The organism is Pseudomonas sp. RA_105y_Pfl2_P56 (genome assembly GCF_963970845.1).
GTDB lineage: Bacteria > Pseudomonadota > Gammaproteobacteria > Pseudomonadales > Pseudomonadaceae > Aquipseudomonas > Aquipseudomonas baetica_A.
In genome coordinates this window covers 121,568-133,320 of sequence record NZ_CAXAPL010000014.1, presented here as the reverse complement: position 1 = coordinate 133,320, position 11,753 = coordinate 121,568, and the positions used below count along the sequence as shown (strand labels likewise).

Sequence of the window (11,753 nt, the reverse complement as noted above, 5' to 3'; positions counted from 1 at the left end):
TGGGATAGGAGCTTCGTTGGCGCATGGAAATCCTGGCGATAAGGGTGATCGCGTCCGCTTAAAAATAGGCGGACACCATCGCCCTTAATTCCGGATTTCTGAAGGTGTGTTCGCTGGCCGCTTACGGTCCTCTCGCTCTTGGCCTAGCTGATGAGCTTGGCAAAGGGGCAGGACTGTCAAGTGGTGTGATTGTGACATCCTAGGCTAGGGTCGTTGCTGCGAGGTGAGCTGCGTCGGCGAGCAGATAAACGAACTATCCATGCAGGTCACTAGTAAATAGCTGACTGTGCATAAAATCTATGAATACCCGTAGTCTTAGAGAAAGGTGTTTGCTCGAGGGCCACAGAAGCCTGAACACCCCGGTGTGAACCGTATAGTCTGCTAACACCTGAACCAGTTCGCCGTTTTTGATGGACTTAGAAGTCATGAAGTCAGGTAGGCAAGCAATTCCCAAACCTGAACGAGCCACATCGACAATCACTTCAGTCGTGTTGCATACCATAGTCTGAGGTAGCTCGAAATCCGGCTCTCCAGTCTCAATGCGTAGCGGCCAAGGTTCAAACTTCCCAGTCGAAGGAAACTTGTGCAACAAACATGAGTGCGTAGCGAGTTCTGCTGGCCGTTTGGGTACACCGTACTGTGCGAGATAGTCCGGAGACGCCACAATCTGGAGCTGAAAGCCCCCCAGCCTTTTAGAAATCAACCGAGAGTCACTAGGCTCGCCTGTTCGCAACACAGCATCAAAGCCCTCCTCAATAACGTCGACCATTCGATCAGAAAAATCAATGTCGAGTTCTATTTCGGGGTAAGTGCGCATGAATTGAATGATTGCTGGCATCACTAGACCGCTGACTAGAGGCAAGCTAATTCGCAATTTGCCCCTCGGTTGTTCACGGGCATTGCTTAACTCCATTTCTGCGGCTTCAAGCTCCGAAAGTATCCGTCGGCACCGCTCAAGAAACAGTGACCCTTCTAACGTCAGGGCAATACTGCGGGTGTTGCGCTGGAAAAGGCGTACACCGAGTTTCTCCTCCAGCCGACCAATACTTTTACCGACGCCAGAAGAGGAAATACCTAGTCGTTTCCCTGCTTCTGTAAAGCTTCGAGTCTCAGCCACCAATACGAATAGTGAAATGCTGCCAAGCGATTCCAAGGGCTGCCCTCACTGCGGACACCAGCGTCCGATATGTTCGGATTATAGGCCTGTTTTTGTTTGCGGACGCAAGCCCTAACCTCTTGTCGGCCGATCACCGCGGACAACCGTGCGCTGAGGACCAACACCTCCGCACACCAATCAGGGAAACATTCAGATGAATTCAACACGCAGCGTTCAGGCGGCTCCCCAGTTTTTGAAGTGGATACAGTTATTCGCAGCTTGCCTGACAGGCGTTCTCATCCCGCTTTGCTTCACCGGGCCGGCAGTTGTCCTCTCTTCCATCAGCGCTGCCATGGGCGGATCTGCTGTCGAGCTCAGCTGGGTCGTCAATGCATATATCCTGACTTATGGCAGCGCCATGATGGCGGCAGGGAGTCTGACGGATATCTATGGACGCAAGCGGGTATGGCTGATTGGTCTAGTAATCTTTGTGTTGTCTACCATTGCTATTCCCTTCTCTTCCACTGTTTTGCAGATTGATGTCCTACGGCTTGTACAGGGGTTGGGCGGAGCAGCTGCTTTCGCCGGCGCCATGTCGTCTCTAGCCCAGGTATTCCACGGTTCTGAACGCACCAAGGTTTTCAGTCTCCTTGGGACGACTTTCGGCATTGGATTAGCTTTCGGCCCATTGGCAGCGGGGCTACTGGTCGACTCCGCAGGCTGGAAATGGACGTTCCACGCTACGGCATTGATAGGCGTAGCGGGCTTCGTACTTGTCTGCGTGAGCGCGACTGATTCTAAAGACCCGGCTAACAATGGTATGGACTGGCCCGGTGCTCTCAGCTTCACGGCCGCACTAACCTTGTTTACCTATGGCATTCTCCTCGCGCCTGAGGATGGTTGGGCCAGCCCAATCGTTTTGGGAAGTGTCGCCGGCGCGATCTTGCTGTTCATGATATTCGTGCTGATAGAGCGCCGAACCAGTAGTCCTATGCTCGACCTTTTGTTGTTCAAGCAATCCAAGTTTGTTGGTGTGCAGATTCTTGCAGCGAGCCCTGCATTCTTTTTTGTCGTCCTCATCATCATGCTCCCAGCGCGATTCATCGGAGTCGATGGGCTTAGTGCTTTGCAGACCGGACAAATGATGATCGCACTGGCCGCACCGTTGTTGCTTGTGCCGTTTCTGGCTGCTCAGCTCGCGCGACACTACACCTCAGGGATGCTCTCGGCGATCGGGCTGATGCTGGTGGCTGTCGGACTGTTTTGGCTAGGCGTCGTGCTAGATAGCGGAGTCAGTAATGCGGTAATGCCTATGGCGCTGATCGGCATCGGCATTGGCCTGCCTTGGGGTTTGATGGATGGCATGGCCGTTAGCGTGGTTGAAAAAGAACGCGCGGGAATGGCCACAGGGATTTTTAACGCAGTTCGCGTTTCCGCCGACGGTATAGCCATCGCCGTCGCCGGGGCGTTGCTGGCGACGTTCATTCAATGGGGGCTATTCGACGCCGCCACGAATTTTGCACCACATCAGATTATGGAGGCATCCAGCCGGGCAGCGCTCGGCGATCTGCAGAACGCCGGCAACCAACTACCAGGGCAGTCAGAGCTTTTGCGCCACGAGTACGCGAAAGCGTTTCGTCATCTGCTTTTCATCTTGGGCGCTGGCAGCGTGCTCACGGCAGTGGCTGTGTTCGCAACGCTCGGTCGAGTTAGCGCGCATGATCATCAACCAGTAGAAGCAGTCCGTCCCGTGATCGTGGGTGACCGCGAGTGATCGGGCGGATACGAACGAGCAGCGATTCCAATGAAGCTCACCCTGCGTTTTCCCGAGTGTTCGCACCAGGCCATCTTACGTTTGGCCTAATCGCGCCGCTGGAGGGATACTGATCACCGCGCAGCGCGGCCATGGTTCGGTTCACGCTGGACAACCGGTTTTGCGCGGTGGCGATGCAGATAGCCCCTTGTTCGACTTGCTGCCGCAGATATCCGGCGTAGTCCAGCAAGGTCTGTCGATCAATTTTTCGCGCATCGTTAAACCCTGGCCCATCCTCCGACCGGCTCCAGCGCACAAACGTCTGCCATCGATCACTGTGTGCTTTGACCGTGCCGTAATGCCCGCCGCCAAACATATCGCGCAATGCTTGTGGTCCGGCATAACTCAGTTGCCGGCCCCATCCAAAATTTCGCCGGTCCCGTCTACAGGCCAATGCCATGATCAAACTCCTCTTAAAGCCAAAACCCTTGAAACTTTCCCCACGTCATCCCGCCATGAATGTTGAGTGCTATCAGGGATCAAGGCCCCTGCGGCCTGTGAGGGTTGTCCACTAACGCGGGACTGGCGACTCCTTACGACCGGGAGCTTGGGCATTTCATGATCTGGCCTCCTGAGCACTTCCTAAGAAGTGGGCGGGTGGAGGCTGCATTGGCTGACGAGACCAGCGCCGCGAGATCCAGAGTCAGGTGAAGGCAGTGAAGCGATGACCGGGGCATGCCTGACTGTCAGTCAGGTGCAGTCCATTCCCTGGGCTGCGGCACCATCATCTGCATCGCTGTTGCTGGTGACTTCGGTGTTTGTCACGCCGATTGTCACGAGGGGAAATGCCGCAATGCCTTGTACGAGGTGGGCTGCAGCAGTGGTAGGAGCGCCCGTCTCTTTCCGAGAGAAAGAGACGGGCGCAGGTTGGCGCAATGAAATGGCCAAGCGGATAGGTTGCTGCAGGCCAGCTATGAAAGGGGGAAGTTGCCGCAGTGGGCACACTGGTAAAAGTAGGCATCCATCACATCGCTGTGACCGTGCGAGCCGCCGGACGCTAATCGCACTTTGGGAGAACCACCACGGTGTGGCGTAGCCTTAAGGGTTCTGGCTACCTAGGTTGCTGTCAACGACAGCGCTTTGCCCGATCTTTTCTACGCCTGTGGATAATTCGGGTCAAGGCTCGAACTTTCGGGAATTCTGCGGCTGTGGATGAAATTATCCACCGGTGGAAATCTATGGTTTTCCACAGACAGTTGCGTGGGCTTTAGATTTTTTTAGTGAGGCCCATCCAAACAGGGTGGCTTTGCAGCCCTGTTTGGATGGGCCCGCAATGGAAGAGCGTATTGTGGCGATTTCTCGGGATTACCCTTGCTCACTTAAGCCGTGCTTGTGTCGAACGCGAGTGACATTCTTACCCGCATGATTAGCGAATTTGTGGGGGGGCGCCAGATATTAGTACTGATTGACTTCGAGGTATTTGCTCCGTCACGTCCTCAGCAACCAAGCTCTGCTAGAAATTGAATGATTGCTGCTACGCTTGAGAAGGGCTCTCTTGGCCTAAGTAAAATAGATGCGCAAGCGAAAAAAAGCCCTACGTGGTAGGGCTTTTCATTACAGCGAGGCTAGCTCTCTGACAAGGTTGGGCATGTAGCTAACTCTCGCGGGCTGACCCTTGAGGCCAAGCAGAGGGTAAACTTGCCCACCGATACCAGGCGTGATCTCGCCGTCTTCTGCTTTTTCGCTATCAACTGCGAACACCAGAAACTCGAACTTGTCAGCAATGTAGCTTGGGAACTCATCGCGTAATGCTTTTTCAGAGTTGATGTGCATCACTGGTGAGACGATATATATCTTCTCGGGATTCACATGCTCGATAAGCTCAAGAAGGTTAGTTCGCACAACGCAACTGCCTGAAATGATCGACTTGGCAATAACCAAAACCGTGGCACCTTCATATCCAGGCTCTAGGAATTTATGCACGACTGGAGCAATGCTTCCACCTGGAATGGAATAATGGTTATTCCAAAATACTGCAGCTTTGGTGGAGTGATTTTCCTTCAGGCAGTCATAAATACCCTTGCTGAGGTAATCGGCGTCCTCTGCGGTTGACGCTAAAAGACATTGCTTGTGTGCCGGAATTTTCTGATTAAGCACTCCACCCAGCAGTTCTCCCAGCGCACGCATGGTAGCCGAGTAAGCTTGCGGGTTATCCGTCGATGATAGAAGGCTGTCCAAGGCTGCCTTAGCTTCACCTTTAGCAAGTGCACTGTATTTCCTATTCACAATGCTCATTGACGGTTTTCCCCTGTGGGCAAATGGTCATCTAACGTCTCTGCTTCAAGTGACATCAGAAAAACAACGATGTCTCCAGGCTTTTTGAGCTTGGCCAGAGCTTGAGGTGACGGGCTAGCAATACTTGAGGTAACCCTCGCCTGCATCCCATTGTAGCTGACAATAAAAGCGCCGCATTCTACCGTCACAGAAGGCATTTGGAAAGCGGCCAGCAGGTCTGTGAGCCAAGTGGGTGCATCGGATTCCTGCAGATTTTTGACCGTCACGACCCCAACTTCCTCTTCTTCTATACCGTTGGGCACGAAGCTTGCGAATACATCAGGATGAGACATCGCTTTGGCTTTGGTCATGACGTCCAGTACCGTACGGCCATGTTCATTGTCCGCGCACCACTGGCCTAGCACCAATCTAAAGGCCGCGTCAACGTTTGACAAGCTTTGGGTGGCACACAGCTTGTTCAGCGCCTCACGTAAAGGGCCATGTCCAATTACCAACTGGGTGGACGAGGTGTGGTAGGGGAAATGCTCGGACAGGCAGTAATCCTTCATATCTGCAGGGATTTTTGCGTCATTGGCTGCAGCCTTGTCGATGCTACTGACGAGTAATACCTGGGTGGAAATTTTGCTCAGATGAAGGTCATGGTCGATGATTTGCTGCATATCGAAGCGGCACTGCATCTCCTCATCCCAGCTAGCGGGATCACCGTCTGAATTCTTGGCTTGGTAGTTGGTTTTTTGTGCGGCAGACAAATGGCGGACACATAGATCATCGACGAAAGCGGTTTCCTGGCAGGTGATGTGGTAGTCGCCATACTCTCTTGCCTCGACGTTCGATGCTATGAGGCAGATTTTGTTAGCCGCGAAAAAATTCTCGAAGTCCGAGCCTTTCTTGTTGTTTTTGCCGCCTCGACCGATGTTCGTCAGCTTTTTCGCGAGCTCGGCTCCGAATTGCTGCTCTACGAACTGCGTCACTTCCGTGTCAGACATTTCTTTCATCGGTCGGCCCCTTGGTTAGTCACTTCATTATCTCCATCACCTAACAGCCAGTCGAGGGCATGTGGGCGGTTTGCCATCCAAAGATTTAATAGGCTGCAGTGTTTGTAGAGATAAGCACAGATGTCCTTACTCAGTCACGCTGGGCTTGTGACGAAGGCGAGTGACATTCTTGCCGATATGGTTAGCCAATTCGTGGGGCGTAAGGTGCTCCTGTCGATTGGCCTCAAGGTACCGGCTCCACCAGTTCATGATCAGTCGGCGCTCCTCGATGAACTCAGCCTTGTGGATATAGGCAGCTCGGACGTTATTCCGCTCCTTGTGGCTCATCTGCCTTTCAATGGCGGTCTCGGACCACAGTCCTGATTCAATCAGCGCGCTACAGGCCATCGACCGAAACCCATGCCCGCAGATTTCGGTTTTGGTGTCGTAGCCCATCTTCCTAAGCGCGCTGTTCACCGTGTTTTCAGACATGGGTTTCCAGGGCTTGGCATCGCCTGCAAACACCAGGTCGAATTTGCCGGTGAGGGAGTGGATCTGTTCAAGCAGGGCCACGGCTTGCGGCGATAAGGGTACTAAATGGATATCCCCTGCCATCTTCGTACCCCTTGTGGAAAAGGGTACTCCCTCCAACGCGGGTCGAGTGTCCGGTATCTCCCAGGTGCCGCGCTTGAGGTCGAACTCGCTCCAGCGTGCGAAACGCAGCTCGCTGGATCGTACAAATACATGCAGCGACAGCATCACTGTCAGCCGGGTAAGTGCCCGGCCTTTATAGGTGTCGATCCGCTCCTGCAGTTCCGGCAGCTGCGATAAGGGTAGAGCGGGGCGATGTACCACCCGGGGGGCTTTGATCGAGCCTTCGAGATCGTAAGCAGGGTTTATGGTGATAAGCCGGAGGCGCTTTGCCTCGCGCATGATGCTCTGCAGGTAGTTTTGTACCCTTAAAAGCAACGTCGATCGTTCCGCGCTTTTTGATCGCTTCCAAGGGCTGCATAAGGTCATGGGTGTCGAGATCAACAATGGCGCGTGCGCCGATCAGCGGGAATACGTGGGTTTTGAGACGACTCATCACTGTCTTGGAATGGCCTGGTGCCCACTTGGCCGAGATTTCCGTATGCCAGTCGAGCGCAACGCTTTCAAAGGTTCTGCCTTTGATTAAAGCTTCCGCCTTGGCTTGGTGCTTGGTTTCTATGGGATCAATGCCATCCGCCAGCATTCGCTTGATGTCCAAGCGCTTGCGGCGCGCATCGGCGAGGCCAATGACGGGGTAGTTGCCGAACGAGGTCAGTCCTTCGCGTCCGTCAGGTTTGACGTAACGGAGCCGCCAGCCTTTGCGGCCATTGGGTTGGACTAGGAGGTAGAGGCCATCGCCGTCGAAAAGCTTGTAGGCGCGCTCTGTAGGTTTTGCCAAGCGGCAAGCTGCGTCGGAGAGCGGAGCTGTGGTGCGCGACATAAGGGTACTCCCTTTTATCGAAGTGACCTGTATCCCAAACCCTACCCTTAAAACGGTTGGAATCCACCAGTTTCTGACGGAAACCGATGGAACGCCAAAACGAAAAAACCCGCCAGAAGGCGGGTTTTTCGGGGGTTCCAGAGATTTTGAAAGCCTTCTATGGAACCTTAAATGGTGCCGGCACCAGGAGTCGAACCCGGGACCTACTGATTACAAGTCAGTTGCTCTACCAACTGAGCTATACCGGCGTGTGGGCGACGATTATAGCGACTGGGAAGATCCTGTAAACCCCTGAATTCAGACTATTTTTGCATTCGCTCGAATCAAGCCCTGCGCAGCACATTTCGCAGCGTTTGCACCGCCTTCACTGTGCGGCTGTTTTGCAGGGCCGACAGTTGTGCTTCGGCCTGTTCGGCGCGTTGCAGAGCGTTGGCCAGTTGTTGGGCGGTGTCGAGTTCGCTGGCGCTGATCGGGTGTGCGAAGGCGTGGCCTTTGCACAGTTGGAAGTTGTCGAGGTTGCACGGCGGGATGTCGAAGGCGGGTTTGAGCTTGAGGTATTCGTCGGCGAGGAACCAGGTGTTGAGGCCGTCGAACAGGATCGCTTGATAACCGGCGTCGGTGACCAGCGGTTCCCAGGTGTGGTCGCGTTGCCATGGAGTTTCGATGACGATGATCCAAGGTCGCAAGCGCGTGAAGTCCATGCCGCGCAGGACGCTCTCTTCGTGGCCTTCGACGTCGATTTTCAGAAAGTGGATTGGCCGGTCGGCGGCATATTGTTCGCAGATCGATGTGAGGGTGCGCGACTTTACGGTGAGGTTGCGCACGTCCATGCCCTGATCTTTGTATTGCTGGGCGATCGCCGGGTCGGCGGTGGACAGGCCGGTGTCGGGGATGGCGTAGAAGGTCATTTCGCCGGGCTGATCGCTGGCGATGCATTGCACAGTGAGGTCGCGCGGACGCTGCTGGCAGAGGGCGTCGTAGTAGTTCTGCATCGGTTCGACGTTCACGCCTTGCCAGCCGTGATCGTAGAAGGCTTTGGTGACCGAGTCGTGATTCGGGTCGTTGGCACCGACATCGATATAGAAGCCCTGTTCGACTTGCTTGAGAGCACGCCACAAGCGGACGTCTTCGAAATTCTGTGCATAAGAAATGAACGTCACGGTCGCTTCCTGTCGGTTTGATTTGTGCTTGTCGGGACGCGTGCTGGCGGCACGTTGTGGCCTTGTATAGCAAGGCTGACAGGACGCTGCAATGATTCGCGGCTAACGGGGGAATTTCGGCGGTTATGTCGTTTTGATTGGCGGCTTATGCACAACTGGCTGGCCTGAAACCGTGCTTAGGCGGATTTTTGTGGACGCGTTCTCATTTTGTTCGCAAATCCCTGTTTTATCGGTTTTTTATTAATGTGAACAAAAAATGACCAAGGTAGTTGATGCCACGAAACAGCCGTAATTATTGGATCCGAACGAAATTCATCAACAGAGTTATCCACAGGGCGGCGATGAATTATTCGCGTTCGGCCAATAACAGCAGGTTCCGAGGGGTGAGGGGTGTTTCGCAGAAACTGCCAAGGCGTACGGCGTAGCCCTGTTCGACGAGGAAGAGTGCCCGATCCAGAGTCAGCCATAGCTCCAGCGGCCGTCGGAATAATCCGCGCAACAACTCCAGGTTGCGAACTTCGGCCAACCGCTGCCAACCGGCAGCTTCCAGTGCCGACCAATCTGGCGTACCGACTGTGGATAACTGTTTGAGAGCGGCTAGATCGCGACAGTAATCGGCGAACGGTTTATCCAGCCAGGCACTGGGTAGCGAAGGTGTCGGCCAATATTCGTCGAGGCCGCGCAATTGCCGTTGCAGCAGGTCCAACGCCAGTCGTCGGGCCATGGAGGTGTCGCGCTGACGTCGCACTCGCGCGCCGGCCGTGACGGTTTCGCTCATTGGCAGGGCCAGATCTTCCTGCGACAGCTGTAGAGCGGATTTCAAACCGGCGCAGGACAATGCCTGATAGGTGGCGCGATTGATCCGGTTGTAACAGCACGGGGCGATGGCCAGTTGTTTGCAGCCGCTGGCGGAGGCGAGTTGCATCAGGCGCACATGCAGATCGCCGCAGGCGTGTAAGGCGACCGGTGTGTGTTGGGCGTTCAACACAGTCGCTGCATCTGCCGCCAACACATCCTGCTCGACATGCAAGGCATGCAGACGATGGCGCTGGCTCAGCGCCTGACCGCTGGCAACCAACGCCGGATCGTACTCAACACACGTCAGTTGTTGCCCTTCACACAACAGGCGTCGACCCAAGTGCCCCTTGCCGGAACACCAGTCGAGCCAATGCGTCGGTTGCGAGGCAAAAGACAGACGACTGGCAAACGCTTCAATCTGCAGCCACTTGCGCCCCGGCACATCGACATTCAAGCGATGGCCCGCAGCTTCCAGCGCATGCCCGGGCAACTCACCGACAGCGCTCAGCTCAGCCGATATCGCCGCCAGTGAGGCAAAAGGCTCCGGCGCATCCACAAGATCAGCAGGTTGGTTGTGTGCGTTTTCCGCATCGTCCAGCGACCGTCCGCGTAGCCACAAGGCCAACTCCGGGTAGGACGCTTCCCAGGCCAGCGAAAGATGCGTGAAAGGTCGAGGTTTCCACAGCGCTTGATGCGTTGTGAGAAACGTATCCAGCGCCGTGAAGCGGGCGAGCAGGTCCTCGCCCGTCAGCACGTGGGAAGTGTCAGCGCCCTTGGCAGGCATCGACGCGCAGCCAGCGCTCCAGCAGCTTGAAGCCGCGCACCAGCACGTAGGACATCAGCAAATAGAACACGCCCGCGGCGAAGAAGATCTCCACCGGCAGGTAGGTGCGGGCAATGATCGTGCGGGCCATGCCGGTCAATTCCAGCAGGGTCACGGTGCTGGCCAGGGCGCTGGCCTTGAGCATCAGGATCACTTCGTTGCTGTAGGCCGGCAGGCCAATGCGCGCTGCGCGGGGGAGGATGATGTAGAACATCGCCTTGGGTTTGGACATGCCCAAGGCCCGCGCCGCTTCGATTTCGCCCGGTGGAATCGCCTGAATCGCGCCGCGCAGGATCTCGGCGATGTACGCGGCGGTGTGCAGGGTCATGGTCGCTGTGGCGCACCAGAATGGATCGCGCAGGTACGGCCACATCGGGCTGTTACGGACGGCGTCGAACTGCGCCAGTCCGTAGTAGACCAGGAACAACTGAACCAGCAACGGTGTGCCACGGAAAAAGAAGATGTAGGCATAGGGCAACGCGCGCACGTACCACCGCTTCGAAGAGCGGGCGATGCCCAGCGGAATGGCCAGCAGCAGACCGGCGATCACGGCGATGGCCACCAGTTCCAGAGTCAGGGTCGCGCCCTGCGCCAGTTTCGGCAGCCATTTGATGATGACTTCCCAGTTCATTGGGTGCTCCTCGCGAAGCCGCGAGCGGCGCGTTTTTCCAGCAAGTGCATGCCAGTCATTGCCAGCACGGTCAGGCCCAGATACATGAGCGCGGCGACCATATAGAAGGTGAAGGGCTGTTTGGATACGGTCACACCGATCTGCGCGTGACGCATGATTTCTTCCAGGCCGATCACTGACACCAGTGCGGTGTCTTTCATCAGGATCATGAACAGGTTGCCCAGGCCCGGCAGGGCGATGCGCCACATCTGCGGCATGATCAGCCGGGTGAAGATCCGCCATTTCGACAGGCCCAGGGCCACGCCGGCCTCACGGTGACCTTTGGGAATGGCGAGGATCGCGCCACGAAACACTTCCGTGGCGTATGCGCCGAAACACAGGCCCAGCGCAATCACACCGGCGGCGAAGGCACTGAGTTCCAGGTCGGGATTGCCGAAGAACTCACCGAGGGCGCGCATCAGGTTGACCGTACCGAAGTAGATCAATAGCACCCAGAGCAATTCCGGGACACCACGCACCAGCGTTGAATAAAAGCCGCCAAGCCATTGCAGCGGCTTGTACGGGGAAGTCTTGGCCAAGGCGCCGAGCAGACCGAGCACCAGCCCAAGGCCCAGGGCCGAGAGTGCCAGTTTGACGGTCATCAGCGCGCCAGCGGCGAGCGCCGGGCCGAATCCGTAGAGGTCGATAATCATGGATTTCTGTTCAAATCGCGGCAGGCAGGGCCGGGAGCCGACGCCGTCGGATCACGGCGT

At 55.8% G+C, this 11,753-nt stretch carries 8 protein-coding genes, 1 tRNA gene and 3 pseudogenes; 2 read left to right on the top strand and 10 right to left on the bottom strand.

Annotation, left to right across the window (positions count from 1 at the left end):
• Positions 1 to 253 precede the first annotated feature (253 nt).
• Positions 254 to 1,153 carry a LysR substrate-binding domain-containing protein gene (locus AACY11_RS12350; RefSeq protein ID WP_339494881.1) on the bottom strand — a complete coding sequence of 300 codons (900 nt, stop codon included), beginning with the start codon at positions 1,151 to 1,153 and terminating at the stop codon, positions 254 to 256.
• A gap of 157 nt (positions 1,154 to 1,310) precedes the next feature.
• On the opposite strand from AACY11_RS12350, the gene AACY11_RS12345 reads away from it, so the two are divergent.
• Entirely contained in the window at positions 1,311 to 2,870 is a 1,560-nt protein-coding gene (locus AACY11_RS12345) for an MFS transporter (protein ID WP_339494879.1), read from the top strand.
• Positions 2,867 to 2,980 (top strand): annotated as a pseudogene (locus AACY11_RS28395) (LLM class flavin-dependent oxidoreductase); the annotation flags it as partial. The gene AACY11_RS12345 and the pseudogene AACY11_RS28395, both read left to right, overlap by 4 nt.
• Here the strand turns inward: AACY11_RS28395 and AACY11_RS12340 are convergent.
• The 9 genes and pseudogenes from AACY11_RS12340 to AACY11_RS12300 all read right to left on the bottom strand — a co-directional run.
• Positions 2,977 to 3,309, bottom strand: a pseudogene (locus AACY11_RS12340) (integrase domain-containing protein); the annotation flags it as partial. The pseudogenes AACY11_RS28395 and AACY11_RS12340 sit on opposite strands and share 4 nt — an antisense overlap.
• A 1,154-nt stretch (positions 3,310 to 4,463) precedes the next feature.
• Positions 4,464 to 5,144 (bottom strand): hypothetical protein, encoded by a 681-nt coding sequence (locus tag AACY11_RS12335; RefSeq protein ID WP_339494878.1) that lies wholly within the window; start codon positions 5,142 to 5,144, stop codon positions 4,464 to 4,466.
• Entirely contained in the window at positions 5,141 to 6,139 is a 999-nt protein-coding gene (locus AACY11_RS12330) for a hypothetical protein (protein ID WP_339494877.1), read from the bottom strand. Before AACY11_RS12330 ends, AACY11_RS12335 begins: the two co-directional genes overlap by 4 nt.
• A gap of 126 nt (positions 6,140 to 6,265) precedes the next feature.
• A pseudogene (locus tag AACY11_RS12325) lies at positions 6,266 to 7,589 on the bottom strand (tyrosine-type recombinase/integrase).
• A 172-nt stretch (positions 7,590 to 7,761) separates the two neighbouring features.
• Positions 7,762 to 7,837 (bottom strand) — tRNA-Thr (locus AACY11_RS12320).
• 75 nt (positions 7,838 to 7,912) lie between these two features.
• Positions 7,913 to 8,749, bottom strand: coding sequence for an FkbM family methyltransferase (locus AACY11_RS12315; protein ID WP_339494875.1), 837 nt, complete (start codon positions 8,747 to 8,749; stop codon positions 7,913 to 7,915).
• 346 nt (positions 8,750 to 9,095) lie between these two features.
• Positions 9,096 to 10,331 carry a methyltransferase gene (locus tag AACY11_RS12310; RefSeq protein ID WP_339494874.1) on the bottom strand — a complete coding sequence of 412 codons (1,236 nt, stop codon included), beginning with the start codon at positions 10,329 to 10,331 and terminating at the stop codon, positions 9,096 to 9,098.
• On the bottom strand, positions 10,312 to 11,001 hold the full coding sequence (locus tag AACY11_RS12305) for an ABC transporter permease (RefSeq protein ID WP_339433549.1): 690 nt from the start codon (positions 10,999 to 11,001) through the stop codon (positions 10,312 to 10,314). The genes AACY11_RS12310 and AACY11_RS12305 overlap by 20 nt, the downstream gene beginning before the upstream one ends.
• The gene (locus AACY11_RS12300) at positions 10,998 to 11,693 is read right to left on the bottom strand and encodes an ABC transporter permease (RefSeq protein ID WP_339494872.1); all 696 of its coding nucleotides are present in this window, start codon (positions 11,691 to 11,693) and stop codon (positions 10,998 to 11,000) included. The genes AACY11_RS12305 and AACY11_RS12300 overlap by 4 nt, the downstream gene beginning before the upstream one ends.
• Positions 11,694 to 11,753: the final 60 nt, after the last annotated feature.